The sequence below is a fragment of the Chryseobacterium sp. TQ-BC-N36 genome, assembly GCF_058382295.1.
On the sequence record NZ_CM178175.1, the window covers coordinates 4,775,674 to 4,799,717 of the forward strand.

Genomic DNA, 24,044 nt, shown 5'->3' on the forward strand with positions numbered 1-24,044 from the left:
AATGAAAAAAATAATCATAAATCTGACACTGGCAGTTTCTGTTTTCATGCTTCAATCCTGCGACAGAACTTTCGAGGAGTTCAATACAGATACCAGTAAGGTCAAAGACCCTTCGGTAGGAAGTCTGCTTGCTCCTATCCAATATGAAATGGGATGTTACGGGTATAACAGAGCAGACGATTTCACTTTTGATATTATGCAGATTGCTTTAGACTTTCCGAACGAAGGAAATACCTACAGCAGATATTATATGGATGAAAAAAGTGGAAACGGATACTGGAATACTTCTTACAGATGGCTTAAACAGGTAAGTGATCTCAGAAAATATGCAGCTAAAGAGCAAAATAATAATTACCTGGCCATTTCTATGGTTCTGAATGCATGGATCGCATCCAATCTTACAGATGCCTTCGGAGATATACCTTTATCTGAAGCTGTGAGGGTTGAAGAAAATATTCTGAGACCAAAATATGATAAGCAGAAAGATATCTACATCCAGCTGTTAAACGACCTGAAAACAGCCAATTCGCTATTCAATGCAACACAGGCATTAGCAGAAACCGATTTATTTTACAATGCAAATACAAACAGCCAGACAGGTATTTTAGGATGGAAAAAATTTTGTAACTCTCTTTCGTTAAGATTACTGACCAGAATTCTGAACAGAAACGGAGAAGTGAATGTATACGAAAGAATTCAGGAAATTGTCAATAATCCGGCTCAGTATCCCATTTTTCAGAATAATACAGACAGTGCAGTACTTCCGCTTTCGGGAATCTCTCCCTACTTGCCACCCATAGCCCGTCCACAGGATTTTACAGCGTACAGATCCGCAGGAGAATTCTTTGTGAATGCGATGAAAGATAATAACGATCCAAGGTTGAGTATGTTTTTTACAAAAGCCAAAGCAACATCAGGGGAAGATCTTGGCTATAAAGGAGCTCCGTCAGGGTATGCCCTGGGAACAGCTTTCAATTACCAGCCTTCCAATCTTAACCAGAACCTGGCTAAAGCTCCTTTAAAGATTTTAATTATGACGTATTCTGAAGTTCAGTTTATTCTGGCAGAATTGGTCAACAGAGGAATTATCGCAGGAAATCAGCAAACTTACTACGAAACAGGAGTGAAATCTATCATCGAGCAATGGGGAGCAACAGTTCCCGCCAATTACTTCAGTAACCCTAAAGTAGCCTATGATGGTTCTCTGGAAAAAATTATGCTTCAGAAATACATTTCCCTGTTTTTTGTTGATCATCAGCAGTGGTATGAGTACAGACGTACAAAACTGCCGGTATTGCCCAATAACGGAGGACTTCAGAACGGAGGTCAGATGCCTGTAAGATTTATGTATCCTACCACTACAAAAGTGATGAATACCGATAACTACAATGCTGCTGTACAGTCTATGGGAGGTGATAATATCAACGTGAAAATGTGGTGGAATAAATAATCAGGGATTGAAAGATTAAAAATAATTTAAAAATTAAAAAAATGAGTATCAGTATAAAATTTTTAATGCCTTGCATGCTAATTTCAGCAATGGCGTTCTCACAAACTTCTGTTTCCGGATATGTATACGAAGACAGCAATAAAAATCAAAAGAAAGAAAACCGCGAAAAAGGAATAGAAGGAGTAGCAGTTTCAAACGGGGTTCAGGTGGTTCTTACCGATAAAAACGGAAGATACAGTCTTCCGGTTCAGGAAGATCAGACTATTTTTGTGATCAAGCCATCAGGGTATCAGACTGCTTTAAACGCAAACAATCTTCCACAATTCTATTATCACCATAAACCCAAAGGTTCTCCTGCAGATTTTAAATACAAAGGAGTCGCTCCTACAGGAGAACTTCCCAAAGAACTGAACTTCCCGCTTTATCAGCAAAAAGAAGATAAAACCTTTGATATTCTTGTTTTCGGAGATCCGCAGCCTTACACTGAAAAAGAGCTGGATTATTTCAAACGGGGAATTGTAAACGAAGTGAAGAATACCAGGAAAAATGCAGTATTGGGGATAAGTCTTGGAGATCTGGTAGGAGACAACCTAAGCCTTCAGAAACCTTATGCAGACGTTATGAAAGAAGTAGGATTGCCCTGGTACAATGTGATGGGAAATCATGACATGAACTATGATGCAAAAGAAGACCGTCTTTCCGATGAAACGTTTGAATCTAATTTTGGTCCGGCCAATTATTCCTTCAATTATGGTAATGTACACTTTATCATTCTGGATGATATTCTTTATCCGGATCCGAGAGATGGTAAAGGATATTGGGGAGGATTCCGTGATGACCAGCTTCAGTTTATTGAAAACGACCTGAAACTGGTCGATAAAAATAAACTGATCGTCATCTCTTTCCATATTCCTTTAGAACATAATAATGAAGACAGTTTCAGAAATGCGGACCGTCAGAAATTATTTGATTTTCTGAATCCTTTCCAGAATGTATTGTTGCTGTCAGCACATACCCACATCCAGCAGCAGATTTTCTACGGCAAAAAAGCAGGATGGAATGGGATCAAAGAATTACACGAATATAACGTAGGAACCACTTGTGGCGACTGGTATTCAGGAACACCGGATGATGCAGGACTTCCTACTTCAACGATGAGAGACGGAACGGCAAAAGGATATTCTTTTATCAGTTTTACAGACAATCAGTATAAAGTAAAATACAAAACAGCCGGAAAGCCGGATGATTATCAGATTAAATTATATGTTCCCAAAGTGATCCCTGCATCAAGAACTTCTGCAAAAGTATTGGCCAATTTCTTTATGGGAAGTAAGAAAGATAGGGTGGTATACAGAATAGACGGCGGAAAATGGGAAGAAATGGAGTACGATGAAACTATCGATCCGAATTTTGCGCTTTCCGTTTTCAAATGGGATACCACAGAGAAAATTTTTCCAGGAAGAAGACCTTCCAATCCTGAAATGTCAAAGCACATCTGGGAAGCCGATTTTCCTAAAAAACTATCATTGGGAAAACATAAAGTTGAGGTAAAGGCTGTTGATATGTATGGAAATGAATTCTCTGCTTCAGAAGAGTTTGAAGTGCAGAATCCGGTTCAGATTCCTTAAGCTTTTTATTTTTTTTACTATACCTTTTTTAGATTTTGAAACCGGTTCTCATGAGCCGGTTTTAATTTTAATCTGAAACTCATGAAAACCACAAAAAAAAATTAGTATTTTGAACATTTGAAAGCTGTAAATGGCTTTTTATATTTAGAGTTTATAACTTAAAAAACGTAGGTGTTTAAAAACCTTCTGTGACTTTTGTGGTTGAATAAAATATAAGTTAAATCCATGTTTTCACTGCTTCGTAAAAATGTTCTTTCGTAACTTTGTGTCAAGAAAAGTATATTACTATGAATATAAACGGAAAAAATGCCATCGTAACAGGTGGCGGAAGAGGATTAGGTAAAGCTGTAGCATTAGCTCTGGCGAATGAAGGAGTAAACGTTGCCATTACAGGAAGAAATGAGGAAAACCTTAAAATGACGGTTGAAGAAATCAAAAAATCAGGAGTAAACTCAGCATACGCCGTATTTTCTGTAGACAATGAAATTCAGGTAAAAGCTGGAATAGAATCTTTAGCAGAACAATTGGGAGGAATTGACATACTGATCAATAATGCAGGTATCGGAGACTTCGGAAGCATTGAAGAAATGCCTTCCGAAACATGGGAGCAAGTGATTAAAACCAATCTTTTCGGAGTGTACTATGCAGCCAAAGCAGCTCACCCATTCATGAAAGCTAAAGGTGAGGGAGATATCGTTAACGTAGCCTCTACAGCAGGTTTGAAAGGCGGACCAAATATGTCTGCATACGCCGCTTCAAAAGCAGCAGTAGTATCTTTATCACAATCGATGATGGCAGAATGGAGAAAACAGAACATCCGTGTGATCACTCTGACTCCAAGTACCATTGCTTCTGATATGAGCATCCAGGGAGGACTTACAGACGGAAATCCTGATAAAGTATTACAGCCGGAAGATTTTGCAGAATGGGTAAGAGATATCCTGAAAATGAACAGAAGAGCGCTGATCGCGAATGGTTCCATTTTTTCTACAAATCCTTAAAAATTAAAATTCAAAGTTCAGGGTTTAAAGTTGTGAAAAGGATTTTTCCTTCCTGAATAACAAAATTCAATAGGAGCGGGCTTTAGCCCGCTTTATTTTTACAGTTTATTGTATGGCTTTAGCCAAAACTTAGAATTTTTAGTCTTTCAAAAAACAATCCTAAAATTTATTTTCAAGTTTTTTATAGGTTTTGGCTAAAGCCAATGGTATTGTATTGATTTTGAAGACAGGCTAAAGCCCGCCTCTATTGAATATGATCATCTATCTGTATCATCCGTGGGAAAAATTACGCAATAAACTTTCCCATCGCATTTATTCAATAAGATTAGCTTTCATTCATTCAAAAAAATATAAAAATCCCTGGTTTCAGCCAAAAGTTACTCCATCATTTTTTTAACCGTAATAACATTAGTATTTTTGCAGCAAATTAGTCACATGCAAAATTATTTAGAATTCAATTTCAAAATTTCTCCATTACAACCCTGGAATGAGATTTTAATGGCAGAGCTTATAGAAATAGGTTTTGACAGCTTTACAGAAGAAATTGACGGAATTTTAGGATATATCCAGACAGATTTGTTTAACGAAGATCAGCTGAAGGCTCTTCCGATCTTTGAAAATGAAAACGTAAAAATCGAATATTCCTTCGAGGAAATGCCAAATATCAACTGGAACGAAGAATGGGAAAAGAATTTCTCTCCTATCAATATCGATGATAAAGTATTGATCAGAGCAGAGTTTCATGAATCTGTACAGGGAATGCATGAAATTATTATCCAGCCTAAAATGTCTTTCGGAACGGGACATCATCCTACCACCCACCTGATGATCCAGCAGATGATGGATATTGATTTCCATGGTAAAAAAGTATTGGATATGGGATGCGGAACTTCTGTATTGGCCATTTATGCAAAACAGCAGGGAGCGGGAGATACAAAAGCCATTGATATTGATGAATGGTCAGTGGAAAACTCAAAAGAAAATGCAGTAAGAAATAATGTAGAACTGGATATTGAACAGGGAACTGCTGAAAACTTAGGAAACGATAACTATGATATTATTCTGGCGAATATCAATAGAAATATCCTTATTTCAGATATCCCGGCTTATGTTTCAGTTTTGAATGCCGGAGGGAAATTATTGCTTTCAGGATTATGTTTCTTTGATGTAGATGACATTCTGGAAGTATGTAAAGAAAATGGGCTTGAACTGAAAAAACAACTGCAGCGTGAAGAGTGGGTAAGTCTTCTGCTTGAAAAATAAGACACAAAAACAAAATACCAATATGAAAACTTTATGGACAGCTTTATTGTTACTGATGCTGCAGTTTTTTGCCGCTCAGGAAAATGAAGCTTATGCAGATGGAATCTTTGGCTTCGAAGAAAATAAAACACAGAAGATCTTTACAGATTGGACCCGCGTGAGATCAGATCCCGGAGTGAATGCTCAGATTGTAGACTCACTTCAGACCAATCAGCAGATTATGATTGTTAAAAAAGAAGCAGCAATTCTTAAATTAGGAGAAAGAGCCGCGAACTGGTATAAAATATCTTATCAGAAAGGTGAGAATACCTTGGAAGGATACGTCTGGGGCGGTAACCTTTGTGTAGGATACCGTAACAAAAACGGATATGATTTCCTTTTCGGACTTTCCAAAACCATTGACAGAAAGAACAAAGAATTTAATGAGACTGAAAAGCAGAACATTGCCGGAATCAAAGTAATGGAAGGAAATATACTTATTGATGAGGTGTATTTTGATACCGGAAAAGGTGAGGAGCTTAGCTCTGGATCTTTCAATATAGAAAGCAACCACAAATTGCAAAATGTTGAATTCACTCTTAAAGCCGGAGTTTCTGGTGAAGCTTGTGGAATTGCCGGCTATGATCAGTATGTTCTTTTTAAAGATAAAAAACTGATTGCTCTTCCACAGTTAATGAATGCTGGTGATGCCGGTGCTTTTTATCACAGTGAGGAATTTGTTTTTCCGAATGATAAAGGAGGGATTCCCAATGCATTTATTTTAAAAGTTGAAGATATGGAAGTAGATGATAAAGACAGGGAAAAGAAAAAATACTCTTCCAAAACCTATCTCTGGAACGGAAGTTCTTATAAACTGAAGTAATCCAACTTATTCTTAATATATAAACCGCTGTAAGGACAGCGGTTTTCTTTTTTAAGAGAATTAAATGTAATATAAAATAGGATTGGAACAAGCCAATCCTATCCAAACATGATTAAGTGTATAGTTGAGCCATTAATGGCTGCAGGGAATCAAAGTGCACAAAAAGATTTTTATTGATTCTTAACCAATGTTTTACATACTAATTAAGCTAACTCAATGACCTCTCGGTTACGTTGATAATATAAAAGTAGTATGTACTGTTCTTTCAATAAGTAAAATTTGTGCTGACCCGGCAAAATAAACAGTTGAAACGGTATTTTAAACCAATGAAATGATAAAGGTGTGATCTGCTTTTTCGTTATTCAAAAATTAAGAGTACCGTACCTGTGATGATCAATAGTGCTCCTATCGCTGTCTTCAGTGTGAGCGACTCTCCGAGAAATAAAACAGAAAGTACAATAGTCAATGCTACGCTTAATTTATCTACCGGAGCAACCTGGGTCACCTTTCCGATTTGAAGGGCCTTAAAATAAAATATCCATGAAAGCCCTGTTGCCACTCCGGAAATGGCAATGTAGATAAGATTATGCCTGGAAAGTGCCGGGATCCCTTTGTATTCACTCCGTGCAAAAACAATTCCCCAGGCGACCAGTAAAATAATAACACTTCTTATGGCCGTTGCCAGATTGGAGTTGACGCCAGTGATTCCAACCTTAGCAAAAATAGCAGTCAGTGAAGCAAAAAAAGCTGAAAGAATTGCATATACCCACCACATATTTTTAAAGTTTTAAAAATTATTATCTGTATTATTGGTAAGCCACTCCATTCTCTAATGATTGTTTTCGTATTGCTTACTTAAAGATAATCATAATAAGCAATAAAATGATTGTATTGTTTCTTATTTATTTCACCCAGTCACTTAGAGTGATAACATCGGCTTGTCTGGGGAAAATTTTATTCATCAGTACGCTGTGGACCTCTTCGTCACCATCTTTACAGCAATCACCAATTACAGTAAGCTGATAATCCTTATCTGCAGCCTCTCTTATTGTAGATAAAACAACTCCGCTTGTTGATACACCTGTTAATATCAGATGTTGAATGTCCAGTCCACGCAGAACAACTTCAAGGTCACTTCCTGTAAAGGCACTGAATCTTTTTTTAGCAATAACAATATCATGTTCTTCAGGAGTAAGTTCCGGATGGATTGTTGCCCATTCTTTCATGTCAATATCTGCCATGCGGGGCTTTATAGCCGAAAAGGCTTTATTGTTCTCACTGATCTCCGGCATTCCCTGTCTGAAGCTTACGGTGATGTAAATAACGGGAATCTGATGGTTTTTTGCGGCTTTAATAGCCTCTTTAATGTTAGATACCAATTCTTGTGTATCAGGTAAGTTACTTAATATTGATGACTGCATATCCATCACCAATAGGGCTGTTTTTTCCATTGTATTATATTTTATTGATAAATTGTTCTTCAGATTCTTCTAACAACTCCTCGTTGACTGCTTTTGTTTTATTCTTTTTAAATAATAAATTCCAAAATACGGCAGCAATTACAATTCCTGCAATTCCTTCCAGCAATAAAGTTCTGGGAGCACCTATTCTTTCTGAAACAAACCCGATCAGTACACTTCCCAAAGGCAGCATTCCGAATATAGCGGTTAGCAGGATACTTATTGCTCTTGAACGCATTTCTGGGATGACCTCAGATTGCACAATAATATTACAGGTGGTAAATTGTGCGACTCCTCCCAATCCTGTTAGCGCAGCAAAGAACATAGACCAGTAAAAGTTTGTGGTATATGAAAAAAGGATCAGTCCGATACTCAGGATAATTGTACTCAGGATAAGGATATTCCTCATGGACGCTCCTTTTTTTAACGAAGCCAGAAACACTGTTCCCAGAACGGCCCCGATACCAATGAAACTTGAGATATAGCCGAACGTTTTAGCATCACCTTGAAAAATCTCCTTTGCATAAACCGGAATTAAAGTGTCATAAGGTAAGATCAGTAATCCTGTAATACTCAGCATAATGATCACCAGACTGATGGAAGGTTCTTTTTTAAGATACCTGAAGCCTTCTGCCAGTTCTGTAAAAGTTCCTTTTTGGGTCGGCTTTTTCGGAATGATGGTTATCTTCATCAGGGAAATGGAAACCATTACTGCTGCAAAGCTGGCAGCATTGATCAGAAAACATGCTCCAGCTCCGAATTTCTGAAGGATAATTCCCGATAGGGCAGGACCTGCTAATTTTGCGATACTCGCCATTGCCGCACTCAGTGAAAGCGCGCTCGGAAGATCTTCATCATCTGTTACCACTTCATTGATCATTGCCTGTCGTGCCGGAACATCATAAGCATTAATGATGCCCAGAAAGACACTTAATATAATAAAACTCCAGATATTCTGGTGTCCGGTCATTACCAGAAACGCCAGCAGAGATGCCTGAATCAATGATAGAATCTGGGTGATCTGTATAATTTTGTACCGGTTATAACGGTCTGCTGCCACCCCTCCGAAAGCTGAAAATAAAAAAGACGGAAACTGCTCCGCAAAAATGGTCAGCCCCAGCATAAATGCAGACTGCGTCATACTGTATACAACCCATACTACTGCTGTACGCTGCATCCATGTTCCAAACTGCGATACAGAACGTCCAAAAAAGTACAACGTATAATTCGTACTTCTGAACGCCCGGAATGTACTGATGTTACTTAATTTGTTCATGTGTTGAAATAAACTTTTTGACACATTGTGTTAAAGTGTCAAAATTTAAATAAAAAATTTTAACTTATATGTTTAATAACCATTGATGTCAGAGTGGTTACTGTAGTATTTAAATTTTCAAAACTGCTTTTTAAACCCATTTCACGCCTTATACCTCTGATACTGCTCTGCAGAATAAAAATAATGGTTTCCTGTTCTTCAGGAGAGACTGCCGGGATTTCACGGCTGCTGATACTTATTGAAAATAAATTGAGCAAAAGGCTTCTCTCTGCCTCCATCATTCGGTTGTGGGCATCGGTAATGTGCTTTGATTTTTCTTCATTATCCATTCCTGCTTCTATAGCTCTGAAGAATGAAGATCTTTCTTCTGATGTTTTAATTTTAGAAAGGCAAAACTCCTCAATTTTTCCTTCGAATGTGTTTCTTTTCTTCATGTTGGCATCAATCTCTGAAATAACTTCCCTGATCAGATTGGCCAGAACAGCCTGGAAAACTTCCTCACGGTTTTTATAATAATAGTAAATGGACGTTCTGCTTTTGCCAACCGCTTTGGAAATATCATCCATCGTTACTTTCTTCAAACCATACTTCAGATACAGTCCTGAAGCGGTTTCCAGGATTTGCTGCGAAAGTTGATCTTGTTCGGTTTGAGATGACATTGTCTGAAATATGGATACAAAAATACAACATTTTGACAAAAAAACAAATTTTGTCAAAATGTTATGTTGCTATAAGAATTAATCTCTATGTCTGGTTTCTAAGGATTGGCTTTTACAGCATTATACATCATAGAATCTTTCTGTTGATTGGTATAATCGTATTTGTAATGATAAAATGATGATTCCCAGTCGCCGTATCCTACGTTTGGTATGATAATAAATCTTTTACCAAAATCATCAGCGGAGCTCTTCACGGCGGCTGAACGTTCAGCTTCTGATTTATTATCAAACAGGCTGGAGAAGTCAGCCAGATTGTCACCTAACAGTAAAACAATATTATAATTTTTAGCAATGTCCTGTCTCCGGTTCTCTTTACTGCTTTCTTTGGTACGAAGAATGAGATTGGAGTCATTTTGAAGAGGAAAATTGTATTTTTTCAGATTCTTTAATGTACCTGCACGTTCCTGCTCTTTACGGTTAGTAACATAAAAAACCTGAATACCTTTGCCTGCTGCATACTGATAAAATTCCTGAGAACCTGTAAGAGGGGTAGCATTGCCTTTCGCTGTCCATTCTTCCCATGTTGCCTGATCATATCCTTTGCCTGTTTTTGAGCGTTCAACAGCGTAATACGAATTGTCCAGGAAAGTCTCATCAATATCTGAAACAATAGCCAGGGGTTTTTCCGATTTCATTGCCAGAGCTTCGTCCAGGCGAAGTTTTGCAATATTATATGCCTGAAGGCATAGCGCCTCATATTCTGCTGCCCGCTGCTGATAAAATGCACCATAAATTTTTCCGTGAACTCCGAGATTTTGATAAGGTGTATCCTGGATGGCATTTTTTGAAACTGGTGTCGCCGTTTTACATGATGTCATCAGTGTAAATAAGCTGCCTGCAATAATAAAGGTGAGATTTTTCATTGAAATAAAATAGTAAACAAATTTATGACAATTTGATTTTTAGGGCAAATATTTTCTGATTGTGGGTAAATACAAAAAAGACTCACTGTTTCCAGTAAGTCTTTATGTGAGCGCGAAAGGATTCGAACCTTTGACCGTCCCGATTAAGATCGGGATGATCTATTTTTTTTGGATCATTCTCAAAAGCTGGGGGAATATTGCATTTGAATCATTTTTCTTTGCTATTAAAAAATGACCTGTCAGTTCAATAAAAAGTATAGTATAAAGTAAAAAAGACTCACTGTTTCCAGTAAGTCTTTTTAAGTGAGCGCGAAAGGATTCGAACCTTTGACCGTCTGCTTAGAAGGCAGATGCTCTATCCAGCTGAGCTACGCACCCTTAATGTTTTTTAAGTCGGGGCGGCAGGATTCGAACCTGCGACCTCCTGGTCCCAAACCAGGCGCGATGACCGGACTACGCTACGCCCCGAGGGTGTCATCAGTAACGAATTTTACTTCGTTTTTGCGGTTGCAAAGGTACAATACTTTTTGGAATAAAAAAATAAAATGAAGAATAATTTTTAATTAATTTTTCAAGAAAACTTTTTTACTACCTTTACCGGGTTAATAACCATTGACTTATCCTGTTTTAAAAATGAGGAAAAATTTTTCATTTTTTTTCTCCTTTTTTCATTCTTGGATTTTAAAACTGTTTGTTCATGGTGGTTTGTATTAAAATTATGAAAATGGAAAAAGAGGATTTCTATACAATTTATATTCCCGCACTGGAAAAAGCATTTCAGAATGATTCCATCAATTTGGGATTTTACGTTAAATCTCCGGAAGACTATCTTGATGATGAAGTCGCAAGTCAGATTGATCAATATCTCAAGGAACATGAAGATGAATTTCTTGAAAAAACAGCCTGTTATTTTGATGCAAAATCCCATGGTTTTCCTTCTGTTTAAGGGATTGTTATCGATTGGTAAAAATCTTTAAAACTATTACAAGCCATCCATAAGTATTTTAATCTATGAAATTGCGGTCAAAAACTACTCTTTTGCTGGATTGTATTTTCTTATTTCCTGTAATCAGAGATTTTCAAGTTCTTATGGCTATGATCATAATTTTTAAGGGTGAATTCTTTGATTGCTAGTGTATATTATTTTTATTAAAATCCGTTAAAAATTTATTAATTAAAAATTTGTGGTATGTATTTGTTTCGTAAATTTGCAAAATACTAATACCATATACTAAAACTATGAAAAAATCAACCCTATCCATCTTTTCTTCTCACTCCATTTCTGGATTGTAAAGATGGTTCTCTTTTTTCAGGTTAATTTTTATTCAAAAACTTTAGTTGGCTCTGCTGACTCTCAATGTAGTAAAAACTATCTAACATGCATAAAATTTTGTATTCCAGAGCATTCGCGATAATTTGCTTATCGTGTTCTGTTTCTGTTTATTCCCAGTTAGTAGGCTCTGATGCCCTGCTATGGGAAAAAAGTAATCCAACACTCCGTGAAGCGATGAAATGTAAAGATGAAAATCTCCTCAATTTTCATTGTGGTATCAAAGATAAATTATTCAGGAAATATATTAAATACAGTAAAAATAAGAGTCATACTCTTACAGCTGTTCATCGGTCAAAAGAAGATGAGCTGATCTGGGAAGATACAGAGAAAAAGATCTCTTTAGGTAACAGCAGCTATAGAACGGGGAAAGAAAAAAGTATCGAAATCAGAAAGAGACCCAGTATTTTTTCCTTTTTAGGAGTGGCAGAGCCTGACCATAAAAAATCAGATAGCCTGAAAATTAAATTTGAAGATCAGAATCTTTACGAGATGATATTTCTGCCAAGAAAAGCAAAGTCTTCAGATCTTAATAAAATTCACTCTTATCTTTCTCTCAAATATGGAATTTCACTGGAAAAAGGAAAATATTACAGCAGCGATGGAAAAGTGATCTGGGATCCGGAGAAGCATAAAGAATTTAAATATAAACCTACCGGATTAGGGAGGGACAATGGGAATGAACTGTATCAAAAACAGTCTTCCAACCAGGCAGATTTGTTTTTAACAATTGGTAAAAACGCTATTGAAAGAACGAATGTTGAAAATCAGGCAGTTTTCGATAATAATCAGTTTGTAATCTGGTCTGATGATAATAAAGAATTATCGTTGAAAAATGACGGGAATTTCGATATCCTTCAGAAAAACTGGGAAATAAACTTTATAGGAAATAAGGTTCCCACAAAAGATTATACAATAAGGATTTTGAAGGAAACAGTAAATCCTGACTCTTTACCTATTGCTTACTGGATGTTTTTGAAAAAGCCTGATGGCGGTATTCAGAAAATTCAGGGTACCGAAGCTGAAAAGTATATTGTTTTTAATAAAGTTGATTTTCTGAATGAATTTGATAGTGGTGATAGTGCTCATTTTACCTTTGCGGTTAGCCCTCTGAAAACCCCTAAAACAGAAAATTCAGGTCAAAATCAAAATTCAGGTCCTGGATTACCAGGAAACAGCAACGATTTATCGTTGAATCTGACCAAAATTAATCTCTATCCCAACCCCGTTAAAAAAGGACAGACATTTACGGTTACTTTTCCTCCTATGGAAGGACTTGGGATTTCCATTTATGATGGAGCGGGAAGACTTGTGAAGCTTGATAATATAGACCGGAAATCTACCCATTACACAGGGCAGCTGGATGTTCAGAGTGCTTATATTATCAATCTTATCCAGGATAAAAAAATTATAAAAACGTTCAAATTAATCGTTGATTAAAACTATATCATGAAAATAAATGCGGATCAATTTCCTGTTACCAGGAAATCACTTCTGTTAGTAGGTTTCTTTGGCTGTATGTTTGTTTTTGCAAGCTTTACCAGAGATGACAGACAGAAGGTACGGGAATTCAAAGAAGAGTTCCTCAGTAAATGGACTCATAAAACAGTTGATTTACCTGGTCAAAATGTAAAAGAAAATTCTCAACTATTATCACCATCAGAAAAATTTTCCAGGAAGAATCTTCTGGAAGGAGAACCTTCTGTATTTGCTGATTCAGAAAAAGGAAAAGAGAAATATTCTGAATTAACAAATGATGCTAAGAGCAGTATCAATAATTTTTATCCTTCGATAGAAAAAGAAGGAACAATTGGAACTTTCACTGACCAGGAGGAAGATGAAGTTTCTGATAACTTTTTCACGATAGATATTCCTGCTGTGAAGGAAAATACAGTAGCTTATCTGGAATATGACTTATTTGGTCTGGCTTCTCATGAGTCTGTATCCAGATCTATCAATCACAATATTGCTATAGGAGGAGGAATTATCGTTCCGAGTGCGAAATGGAGCCATCAGAAAGAAGCCCTGAATTCAGAGCTTATTAAAGCGGGTTCCAATTCTATATTATTTACTTCACCTGCTGCAGGTGTGAAATATAAAGTGAAAAATTTACGTCTGGTTTTTGAGAAAGATGAAAAAACAGGTACTGGTCCTATAGTAAGCTCTATGCTTTCTGACGACCAGCTATACGTAAAAGGAAATGCAGGATCTTTGGCAGATGTGATAGTAAATAATGAAATTGTTACTGTAAAGAAAGGCGAATTTGAAAAAGTAATCAGACTTTCTGAAAAAGATAAAACGGATGGTTCTTTCTCTGTTATGGCAGGAGGGATATCCAATACCTTTAAAATTCCGGCTTCCACAAAAGCCTTTAAAGTAGTTGATCATAATTATGCAAAACCTAAAGGAATTGAAATTTCAAAAGATAAGGAATTTAGCATAAGCTATGAAAATATGAATTTTTCTATAGAAAAAGGAGCATCCGAATCTGCTTATATTGAAGTTCTTAAATTAAGAGAAAAAGATATTCCGGCAGTCTCTCATGGACTTAAAAATGTAACCCTGAATAATGCTGCTTACAGATTTTCTGTAGTATCAGGGAAGCTGGAGAAAAAGGCCAGGATTACGATTCCTTATGATACGAAAAGACTAGGGTTGTCTTCTCCGAAAGATATTAAAATCTTTCATTTTGATTATACTAAAAGGCAATGGGTTGCTGACAAGTCGGTTGTTGATGAAAAAAATAAGACAGTAATGGTAGAAGGAGATGGAGACCATGATTATATCAACGGAATTATTTCCGCTCCGGAATCTCCTCAGACGACAGCCTTTTCACCTACAAGTATCAGCGGATTGAAAGCAGCTGATCCAATGGCAGGCATGCAGCTGATGAATGCCCCTACGGCAACTCAGAAAGGGGATGCCAACATGAATTATCCTATTAAAGTTCCGGCAGGACTGGGAGGATTACAGCCTTCTTTAGCGATAGGATACAACAGTGGTGCCGGTAACGGATGGATGGGTGAAGGATGGGATCTTCAGGGATTATCTGCGATTACAGTCGATACAAGATGGGGAACGCCTATGTTTGGAGGAGAAGAAACTGAACTTTACACCTTGGATGGTGAAATGCTTGTTTATCCTGGCGGCTACCTGCCTCACAGGCATAATAATGTAAGTGAAACCTCTACGGATATTACAACTGCAAGACAACCGAGAAATGCAACAGGAAAAAAACAGTTTTATCTTAGAAAGAATCATGACTTTACCCTTATAGAAAGAGAGGGAAATAGTATAGGTACTTATTCATGGACGGTTACTTCTACCAATGGTACTAAAAGCTATTATGGCGGAAGTGATAATTCTGTTATAAAAAATAGCGAAGGCCAGATTGTTCATTGGGCATTGAGAATGATAGAAGATACCCACGGCAATAGAATGCTTTTTACCTATCAGAATAATACGAATGTTAATATTGGTGCCGGAAATAATGCTAATGGAGGAACTTATTTTCATATTCAAAAAATAACCTATGGTAAAAATCAGGACTATAGTGTCAATTTTGTTACTGAAAATAGTGTAAGCAGAAAGGATATTAATATTAATGCCAAACAAGGAGTAAAAAGGGTGGAACCTTATCTTTTGAATAGTATTGATATCAGTTATAAGACCCAAAAAATCCGTAGTTATAAATCGGAATATGAAGAGGGACAGTTCTCAAAAACAAGATTAAGAAGACTATATATTCAAGGGTATACTATTAAAGACCCTGCTTCGCTTCCAATTGTTGATGATTATGTTTTTGAATATTATAATGAAATCGAAAACAATCAGATTTTTGGCCCGGATAATACGATTCAGGTTAGCAATGGAGTGAGCAGCCCTTATGGCAGCATTATTGGAAATATGCTGAAGCCTTCAAAAATTAATGGGAATATTTCCACTGAGAGTGGTCTGAATTTCAGAGCGGCGGCAGGGTTGAATTTTTTCTATTCATCCAATGATGCTTACGGTCATCTTATGTTTGGTTTCCCTTTTGGATATTCAACGGCTGAAGCTAAAAATGTGCAGCAGCTTATCGACTTTAATGGAGATGGTATACAGGATATGATCTATAGAACATCTTCCGGTCTTACATATAGTGAAGGTAAATTAGATATATATGGCAAATTATCTTTTCTGCCAGCTAAACCAATTTTGAATTATAACAGTAATTTTTCTTTTACTGAGACAAAAACCAATAATTCAGGATGGGATATGGGTGCAATTGTATATAGCAAGTCTTCTATTACCTCCACTTCAAAAGGAATTACTTCCACTTATCTGATTGACGCCAACTCTGACGGGTTAGTAGATATTGTAAATGACGGTAAGGTTTGGTTTAATAAATATAATCAGGGAGGAAATCCTGAAATGACTCAACATTCAGAGTATACAGAGAATATGGTGGTTAAGGTCAAACCTATAGCACCTCCTCTTATTCCACCTCCAGGGCCTAAAGTTCCACCTATTGTAGAGCCTGAATACCCTCCAACTCCTATTGCTGATGTAGTAAAAGTATGGATTGCTTCACAGGACGGATACATTACTATTAATGATAATGTGAGTATAAGTGGTACAGATCCTTTAAACCCTGTCACTGTTCTAAAACCAACTGATAAGGCATACTATTCTGTTGAAATAGCAAACCCTGATTATGTGCCAGGTGGTACCCAGCCTAATAATTTCTATCATGCCAGGGTCTTTTTAACACAGCTTAATCCTAATAATCTGTCAGAGTCTTTCACTATTTCGAAATATAATGATTATTATTCTCAGATTATTAATGTACCTGCAGGAAATACTCAATATAATGTACATGGTGCCATTAATAATCCAAACAGATTATTTGTGAAAAGTGGGGATAAGGTATATATAAGGCTTCACAAGAATTCGGAAGACAATCTGCAAATAGACTCTAATCCAACGGTTACTTATATTGATCCTGCCACCGGGCTGGCATTGAGAGGAAGAAACATGGAGCAGGATCAGTTTCGATTGAATAATGGAAGTTATGGAAACAACTTTTTCCTGAATAATCTTATAGCACCTATATATCTTGATGCTAACGGAGCGGCAAACATTGTCGTTTCCAGTGTTGATTTTCCCTCTTCTACGGATGATTTTACCTTTAAGGTGATCAAGGAAAATGCAATTACCGGTGCTGTTACTGTTTTGCACTCTGAAAATTATGCTCAAAGCGATTCACCATTCAGCACACAGGAATATATTGGTTCAATATCTGTAAATGCAAGTGAACCGGTTTATTTGAAGTTTATTGTAGAATCAGATTCATATACAAATTTCCTTACTAACAACTGGAAAAATTCAATTTCTGTAGGGTATAATGCAACTACATCCACAAATGGAAATATCAGTATGAATTTTAAGCCTGCAGCTCAATATCCTTCATTTGCAGTCACTAAACTTAAGGAGAGGCTTGACATCAGGTTGACACCAACAAATCCTCCGGTTACCGGAATTCATGAATTTGGGGTTCAGATTAATAAGGATATAGCGAATGCTACTACCCTGGGAACAGGAAGTTTTTATTATGTGATCAAAAAGCAAGGCCATGTTCTTGCCAAGAGAAAAGTATCCATTACAGCAGCACAAGGTACTGCGCCCACTTTGGTGGAAGAGAACATGTTTACAGGGCAGCCTGTTCCAGGAATAGATCCGGCTACGATTTATACAGGGAGCTTAACGCAGCCTACCTTTGATTTAGGATTTAGTGTGCAGGTTTATTGTCAGACAGGTGCTGAATATGCTTTATTTAACAAATACTCAGAATATTTTCAAGGGAAACCTTTTAATATTTATTATGATACTACCAGCTTGTTGACTACTGTGTGGCCTACTTCAGTAAATACAGCAATGTATAATACAAAATCGGCTATTTATAATAACTGGGGTCAATTTTTATACAAACCGAACAATTTCGTAGATTATAGCTATGGAACACCTATTGAAGCTGAAGCATTCACTGGGGATGTTGCTTTGCAGAATACGTATTCTGCTTGCCAGGGATTAACAGGACAAGCGTTGACAGATTGCGTGGCAACAAACGGTAATTCAACGTGCCAGGGGTTAACCGGGCAGGCTCTGACAGATTGTGTGGCGTTAAATGGTAATCCTAATCCTGGAAATAATACGGTATCTCAGTATGTCTATCCTATGAAACCGTTTTCAGAATGGATTATTAAACCTCGTCCTCTACCAATGGTTAGAGTTGACAAGTGGATAGGTACAGGAGGTAAACAACAGTATTCAACGGCTTCTTCTTTCAGGGATCATGAAGAAATAAATTATTTTTCAAGTCCTATTCCGAACCCGCCGGCAATTTCGCCGACCACACTTGTGAATGGAGCTCTTTCATTGGATACGACAATGAAAGCAATCAGCAAAAAGCAAAGCAGCCGATCCAGGAATACAACCAATGGATTAAGTGTGGGAACTGTAAGTGCAGGAAATTCCGAAACTTTACCACTGAAAGATGGTAGTATTGAAACCCAGACATTTTCTGATATGAATGGAGACGGATATCCTGACATGGTATATCCTGAATCTATACAATACACAAATTCTGTGGGAAGCTTGAATGATATTAAGCTTGTGGCAACTGGGGATTTTCCTACAAATACATACAGTTATTTAAAGGTTAATTCTTTAGGCTTTTCTTTTAATGTATTTTCAGCCAGCGGAAGAATTAAAGTAAATGGCTCCAATGGGAATGACTCCCATGCCAATAATTCAATGCCCTGGTCAGTTGGAGTAACGGCCGGCGCCGGAGTCAACGATTATTTTAATTCATATGATTCGGGAAGATCGTTTTGGACGGATGTTAATGGTGATGGATTGCCAGATAGAATTATTGATTATAGTACAGTAATGTTTAATCTTGGGAACAGTTTATCTGAGCCTACTACTTATCAGAATATGATTCCTTACCGTTCCCGCCCTATAGGAGGCTTAAACTTTTCCATAGGAGGAGGTCTGGGGTCTTTTGCCAATCTAAGTGCATTAAGCAGTTTTGGTTTTGGAATCAGTGCCAGCGCCGGAGGATCAGGGTCTAAAGGAACGGCAGAAGTAGCGTATGAAGATATTAATGGTGACGGATTGATTGATATTCTTGAAGTGGATAATAATAATCAGTCTGCCAAAGTACGTTATAATCTGGGTAATAAATTTGATAATGCAGTTCCATTGCTTAAATCAACAGGAAAAGTTGATTTTACAGAAGAAACAGGTTCTTATAATGGTTATGTATCTTTTGGAGGAAATCTGATGCTGAATTTTGGGCCTATTCCAATTATTCCACCTGCAATTCTGGTTATTTTCATAAAAGCAGGTGCAGGAGCTACAGCCAATCTGGGAATCAATGTTTCTGAAACCAAGAAGGCTTTCAGAGATATGAACGGAGATGGTTTCCCGGATCTGGTAGTAGATACGAACGATGGTTTCATTGTTAACTATTCATTAATCGGAAAAACAAATAAACTTAAAACAGTTACTCATGCTGTAACAAAAGGACAGTATGCCGTAAATTATAAATTTACACAGCCGAATTATCAGGATCCTCACGCTAAGCTGGTGGTGGATGAAGTAAAAATTTTGAACCCTGATGTATTCAGTACCAACTATACTCAGTCGGATGCAGCGAAAGATATTGTAACGAAATATACATTTGAAAAATCTAAATACGACAGAAGAGAAAGAGACAACTTTGGATTTGAAAAAGTAACACGTGAAGAAATCAATATCGATGGAAATCCTTACCGTAGAACAGAGGATACGTATTATAACACAAGTTATTTCTTAAATGGATTAATTAAAGAAAGTAAAACCCTTTCGGGAAATGATGAGTTAATTTCCAAAGTGATCTATAACTATCGTTTATATAAATTTAAAGATAATACAACCAAAATAGACCCTAATTACTTAACCGAAAGTTTTGATACCGGGGGAACAGAAGGTAGAAAAATGGCTACTGTTTTGTTGAATACAAAGATCAATACGAGATTTGAAAATGGCGGGCAAATAGAAACTACGGAAAAAATGGAGTATGATTATAATACCGGATTGATTTCAAATTATATCTATACCAGCCCTACCAATTCCTATAAATCTGTCATCACTTATTGGACAGGTCTGAATAAGAATATGATCGCAGTACCAAAAGAGATCAATGTATATGACGGAACAGGTTCTACTCTTCTAAGGAAGAGAAAAACCCAGGATGTAAATGTTAATACAGGAGATATAGGAAAATACATTGTATTTGATGGTTCTCAGGATATCATAACAGATTATACTTATGAACCTTCCGGTAATGTTAAAACTGTAACTTATCCGCCTGATGAATCACAGAACAGATATTCTATATCCTACGAATATGATGATGAAACTGGTAAGTATGTAATCAGGACAACAGATGCCTTTGGATATATTTCCTTTGGTCAGTACAGTCCTTATTTGGATGTATTAACAAAAAGTACAGATATAACAGGAAATGTAATACAATATGGGTATGATGACTATGGAAGGCCTGTATCTATCATTGAACCTTATAGTCCTGCAAGTGTTTCTACAATAACCCACTCTTATTATTTTGATCATTATGGCATGCCAAGTTCGAATCAGAATATTAAAATATTCCGTGCCAGAACTTCACATTATGATGCAGACCATCCGAATAACCTGATTAATACAGATTCTTACTCAGACTTCATGGGAAGAGTAATACAGGTGAAGAAAGATATTGATGTAAGTGGTGTGGAAAAAAGATCTGTTTCAGGAAGAGCTGTATTTGATGTGTTTGGAAGAACAATAGAGCAATATCATCCGGTACAGGAAGATCAGATGACAGATAATCTTAACCTGTCAATTGCTCAGAATGTCGTAAGAAATACTTATGATCATTCAGACAGGATTAACAGTATGAAGGATGAAGATGGGGTGATGAAGAATCTTACCTATCAGATTGAAGGAAGCCTGCTTAAAACTACAGAAGAATTTGATGTTATGAAGACGGAAACCTTCACCAATGCAGAAGGACAGGTTGTTGAGAAAATAAATTATCTGAATAGTGACCCGCTGTCTACAAAATTTGAATATAATACAATAGGTGAACTGCTTAACGTAACTGACCCGCAGGGTATAAAGACAACTTATAAGTATAACCTTGCCGGAAGAAGAACAGAAATGGTACATCCTGATAAAGGACGTACAACTTATGTATATGATGCTGCGGGACATCTTACCTGGTTTGGAACCCCGAACCTTGCGAATGATCCTACGATACAGACCCATCAGATCCATTATAAATATGATAAGAACAGACTTACCGATATTGAACTTCCTAACCTTCCGAGTGGCTCAGTAAATCCTAATAACGTTCATTACGATTATATGCCTGCCAATTCAGGAAATAATTCAGGAAGGATTACAACGAAAACAGACGGTACAGGATATACTACTTATAATTATGGTAAGCTGGGTGAAGTAATATCGGAAACCCGCAGAATATTTGGTTACAATATTCCGACTATGGAATTCAAAACGGATTATGTCTATGACAGCTGGAACCGTCTTAAAAAGCTGACCTATCCGGATGGAGAACAGCTTACTTACAGTTATGACCTGGGAGGAAATCTTAAAACGGTAACCAACGGAAGTTATAATTATATTCAGAATATCAGATATGACCTTTATGAGCAGAGAACAGCAGCCAACTATGGAAATGGAACAAGAACAGATTATTCATACATTGCTACCAACAGAAGGTTAAATCACTTTGGATTATGGAGCAATTCCAATGCATTTTTATCCAACAGCTATGAATATGATAAGAGAGGAAATATTATCCGTCTTGCCAATGATGTAGGAGTAACTCCGAACCAAATGGGAGGAACCTATGCTTTCAAATACGGATACGATACCTTAAACAGATTGATTGGTACGGAAAGTGATATGGGTCTTAATGATAAGGGGGGAACTCCTACAACACCCAATACTTCTCCATATGCACAAAGTAACTCACATTTTGAGCTTAGAAAGGTAACATATAACGAAAGTGGAGGAATCGTATTGAAGGAGCAGGTGCATCAGATCGACCAGCAGCCGAACCCATTGAATACATACTCGAATAACTATAAGTATATTCCGGAAACTCATAAAGTGAAGACGATTATTGATGGTAATATCAGTGGTACGCAGCAACTTTTCGAATATGATGATAATGGGAATACCATTAAACATGTTGATGAATTTGGTGCCAAGCAGATGTTCTGGGATGAGCAGGATCGTCTGAAAGCATTTTACAGTGACGACTCCGGAGTATACCAGTATTATGCATACGACGACAAAGGAGAAAGAACGATAAAATACAACCTTCATGGAAGCTCTCAGCTGTATCAGAACGGAGAGTTGGTAGATCCGGGTAGCTTAAGCTTAACTGATTATACTCTGTATCCTAATCCATATGTAACGGTATCCTTAAACGGACAGTATACCAAACATTATTTTGAAGGATCAACCCGCTTTGCCAGCAGGGTGATGGATGGAGGCAATATTTTTATTCCATTGAATCTCAGAACATCGGATCAGGGAACAGCAATGAAAGAGCCTGATCCTTCTGTTGACTTTAAAACATACCTTGAAAAAGCAGGAGTAGGAGATATTTCCTTAGCAGAGCTGAATACTTTAAATGGGCCAACCAGCCAGTTAGGATTATACTATTTACATAATGATCACCTAGGAACGGCAACATTTGTTACCAATTCCAGTGCTCAGAGTACACAGTTTTTCTTAAATTTACCATTCGGAGAGACAATGCTGGAGCAGCGAACAGGAGTATATGATAACCCATATAAGTTCAATGCAAAAGAACTGGATAGAGAAACAGGGCTGTATTATTATGGAGCGAGATATTATAACCCGAGAGCAAGTATTTGGTATGGTGTGGATCCATTAGCGGTTTACAATCCAGCGATGGAGACTCAGTTTTATGGGGATGGGCAACATAATGGAGGAGTATATTTCTGGGGAAATCTAAATCCTTATATTTATACTTATCAGAATCCTATTGTGTATGTTGATCCTAATGGTAAACAATCATGGGCAGGAGCGTTAATGGGAGTTCCTAATAATCAACAAAATGGTGTTATTCAAGGAATAAATCAGGTACACTCAAAAGGTGTGATTGTAGGAGGTTTTATTGGCGCAGGTATTTTAGATGCTTATATTACTAAGGGATGGGCAACCCGAGCCATGCTTGCTTATACTGCAGGGGAAGCATATCATAGTGCTGAAATGCAGTCTTATTGGAGAGATAGAGGAAATGAAGCAGCGGCCCATAAATATGAAGCAGAAGGGGCAGAGGCTACTAAAGAATTGTTTATTTTTGGTGGAGTATCTGCTGTAGGTAGTATTGCTAAAAATTTATTCATAAAAACTCTTTGTTTTGTAAAAGGAACCTTAGTCTATACTTCAGATGGTTTAAAACCTATAGAAGACATTAAGATTGGTGAGATGGTGTGGTCTTATAATGAAATCGAAAAGCAAAATGAGTTAAAGACAGTTCTTTCACTTTCACGTAATACTACCAAGCAATTATTAGAATTATCTATTAATAAATCTAAAATTGTATGTACACCAGAGCATCCTTTTTATATTAAAGGAAATTGGGTGCATGCTAAAGATCTAAAAAAAGGAGATCTAGTTTTTAATGATAAGGGGCACTTAATAGAAGTAGATGATATTAAAATTATAGACAAGATCGAGAATGTTTATAATTTAGAGATTGAAGGAAATCATAATTATTTTGTTTCAGAAAATAAAATTCTTGTACATAATAATGATTGTGGATTTCTTGCTACCAATAATAAATATATAAATAAGGAAATTTCTGAGGTAACAGCAGGTCGTGGTATTCCAAGAATAGATGAAGCAACAGGTCAACCAAAAATATTTGAAAATAGAAGGAATACTAAAAATGAAAGAAAGTGGGCTGGTGCAGTAGAGTATAATGTTCGAGATCAACCTTCAGGAGATAACCTGAGAATATTAGAAAAAACAAATTCAGACGGTACGAAAAAGTATGGATATACTACGAATCATTACAAAGATATACATGATTTTAAAACAAAATAA

13 protein-coding genes and 2 tRNA genes are annotated in these 24,044 nt (G+C 36.8%); 8 read left to right on the forward strand and 7 right to left on the reverse strand.

Going from position 1 to position 24,044, the window contains the following annotated elements:
* The first annotated feature begins 1 nt into the window (after position 1).
* From AC3FI7_RS21600 to AC3FI7_RS21620, 5 genes are all read left to right on the forward strand, one after another.
* Positions 2 to 1,450, forward strand: a complete 1,449-nt coding sequence (locus tag AC3FI7_RS21600; RefSeq protein ID WP_343661515.1) for a SusD/RagB family nutrient-binding outer membrane lipoprotein — start codon at positions 2 to 4, stop codon at positions 1,448 to 1,450.
* A 65-nt stretch (positions 1,451 to 1,515) separates the two neighbouring features.
* Positions 1,516 to 3,078, forward strand: coding sequence for a calcineurin-like phosphoesterase C-terminal domain-containing protein (locus AC3FI7_RS21605; protein ID WP_343661586.1), 1,563 nt, complete (start codon positions 1,516 to 1,518; stop codon positions 3,076 to 3,078).
* 287 nt (positions 3,079 to 3,365) lie between these two features.
* The gene (locus tag AC3FI7_RS21610) at positions 3,366 to 4,079 is read left to right on the forward strand and encodes a 3-ketoacyl-ACP reductase (RefSeq protein WP_343661516.1); all 714 of its coding nucleotides are present in this window, start codon (positions 3,366 to 3,368) and stop codon (positions 4,077 to 4,079) included.
* A 435-nt stretch (positions 4,080 to 4,514) separates the two neighbouring features.
* On the forward strand, positions 4,515 to 5,342 hold the full coding sequence (gene prmA, locus AC3FI7_RS21615; protein WP_491460875.1) for a 50S ribosomal protein L11 methyltransferase: 828 nt from the start codon (positions 4,515 to 4,517) through the stop codon (positions 5,340 to 5,342).
* 22 nt (positions 5,343 to 5,364) lie between these two features.
* Positions 5,365 to 6,204: an SH3 domain-containing protein gene (locus AC3FI7_RS21620; protein ID WP_491460876.1), complete on the forward strand. Its 840-nt coding sequence runs from the start codon at positions 5,365 to 5,367 to the stop codon at positions 6,202 to 6,204.
* A gap of 358 nt (positions 6,205 to 6,562) precedes the next feature.
* Here AC3FI7_RS21620 and AC3FI7_RS21625 read toward each other — a convergent pair whose 3' ends face one another.
* The 7 genes from AC3FI7_RS21625 to AC3FI7_RS21655 form a co-directional block, all read right to left on the reverse strand.
* A complete protein-coding gene (locus AC3FI7_RS21625; protein WP_343661520.1) occupies positions 6,563 to 6,979 on the reverse strand; it encodes an EamA family transporter in 417 nt (138 codons plus the stop codon).
* A 127-nt stretch (positions 6,980 to 7,106) separates the two neighbouring features.
* A complete protein-coding gene (locus tag AC3FI7_RS21630) occupies positions 7,107 to 7,655 on the reverse strand; it encodes a cysteine hydrolase family protein (protein WP_491460877.1) in 549 nt (182 codons plus the stop codon).
* 4 nt (positions 7,656 to 7,659) lie between these two features.
* On the reverse strand, positions 7,660 to 8,940 hold the full coding sequence (locus AC3FI7_RS21635; protein WP_343661523.1) for an MFS transporter: 1,281 nt from the start codon (positions 8,938 to 8,940) through the stop codon (positions 7,660 to 7,662).
* Between the two features lie 59 nt (positions 8,941 to 8,999).
* Positions 9,000 to 9,599: a TetR/AcrR family transcriptional regulator gene (locus tag AC3FI7_RS21640; RefSeq protein ID WP_491460878.1), complete on the reverse strand. Its 600-nt coding sequence runs from the start codon at positions 9,597 to 9,599 to the stop codon at positions 9,000 to 9,002.
* Between the two features lie 98 nt (positions 9,600 to 9,697).
* Positions 9,698 to 10,522 carry a 5'-nucleotidase, lipoprotein e(P4) family gene (locus AC3FI7_RS21645; protein ID WP_142724740.1) on the reverse strand — a complete coding sequence of 275 codons (825 nt, stop codon included), beginning with the start codon at positions 10,520 to 10,522 and terminating at the stop codon, positions 9,698 to 9,700.
* A 304-nt stretch (positions 10,523 to 10,826) separates the two neighbouring features.
* Positions 10,827 to 10,900, reverse strand: a tRNA-Arg gene (locus tag AC3FI7_RS21650).
* Positions 10,901 to 10,915: 15 nt separating this feature from the next.
* Positions 10,916 to 10,990, reverse strand: a tRNA-Pro gene (locus AC3FI7_RS21655).
* A 256-nt stretch (positions 10,991 to 11,246) separates the two neighbouring features.
* Here AC3FI7_RS21655 and AC3FI7_RS21660 point away from each other — a divergent pair.
* From AC3FI7_RS21660 to AC3FI7_RS21670, 3 genes are all read left to right on the forward strand, one after another.
* Positions 11,247 to 11,468 carry a hypothetical protein gene (locus AC3FI7_RS21660; RefSeq protein ID WP_491460879.1) on the forward strand — a complete coding sequence of 74 codons (222 nt, stop codon included), beginning with the start codon at positions 11,247 to 11,249 and terminating at the stop codon, positions 11,466 to 11,468.
* 432 nt (positions 11,469 to 11,900) lie between these two features.
* On the forward strand, positions 11,901 to 13,292 hold the full coding sequence (locus AC3FI7_RS21665; RefSeq protein WP_491460880.1) for a T9SS type A sorting domain-containing protein: 1,392 nt from the start codon (positions 11,901 to 11,903) through the stop codon (positions 13,290 to 13,292).
* Positions 13,293 to 13,301: 9 nt separating this feature from the next.
* Complete coding sequence (locus AC3FI7_RS21670) at positions 13,302 to 24,044, forward strand: polymorphic toxin-type HINT domain-containing protein (RefSeq protein ID WP_491460881.1); 10,743 nt, start codon at positions 13,302 to 13,304, stop codon at positions 24,042 to 24,044.

Coding starts and splice junctions, on each gene's coding strand:
- AC3FI7_RS21645 (WP_142724740.1), bottom strand. CDS start 10,522: ATGAAAAATCTCACCTTTATTATTGCAGGCAGCTTATTTACACTGATG.
- AC3FI7_RS21640 (WP_491460878.1), bottom strand. CDS start 9,599: ATGTCATCTCAAACCGAACAAGATCAACTTTCGCAGCAAATCCTGGAA.
- AC3FI7_RS21660 (WP_491460879.1), top strand. CDS start 11,247: ATGGAAAAAGAGGATTTCTATACAATTTATATTCCCGCACTGGAAAAA.
- prmA (WP_491460875.1), top strand. CDS start 4,515: ATGCAAAATTATTTAGAATTCAATTTCAAAATTTCTCCATTACAACCC.
- AC3FI7_RS21635 (WP_343661523.1), bottom strand. CDS start 8,940: ATGAACAAATTAAGTAACATCAGTACATTCCGGGCGTTCAGAAGTACG.
- AC3FI7_RS21610 (WP_343661516.1), top strand. CDS start 3,366: ATGAATATAAACGGAAAAAATGCCATCGTAACAGGTGGCGGAAGAGGA.
- AC3FI7_RS21605 (WP_343661586.1), top strand. CDS start 1,516: ATGCCTTGCATGCTAATTTCAGCAATGGCGTTCTCACAAACTTCTGTT.
- AC3FI7_RS21625 (WP_343661520.1), bottom strand. CDS start 6,979: ATGTGGTGGGTATATGCAATTCTTTCAGCTTTTTTTGCTTCACTGACT.
- AC3FI7_RS21665 (WP_491460880.1), top strand. CDS start 11,901: ATGCATAAAATTTTGTATTCCAGAGCATTCGCGATAATTTGCTTATCG.
- AC3FI7_RS21630 (WP_491460877.1), bottom strand. CDS start 7,655: ATGGAAAAAACAGCCCTATTGGTGATGGATATGCAGTCATCAATATTA.
- AC3FI7_RS21670 (WP_491460881.1), top strand. CDS start 13,302: ATGAAAATAAATGCGGATCAATTTCCTGTTACCAGGAAATCACTTCTG.
- AC3FI7_RS21620 (WP_491460876.1), top strand. CDS start 5,365: ATGAAAACTTTATGGACAGCTTTATTGTTACTGATGCTGCAGTTTTTT.
- AC3FI7_RS21600 (WP_343661515.1), top strand. CDS start 2: ATGAAAAAAATAATCATAAATCTGACACTGGCAGTTTCTGTTTTCATG.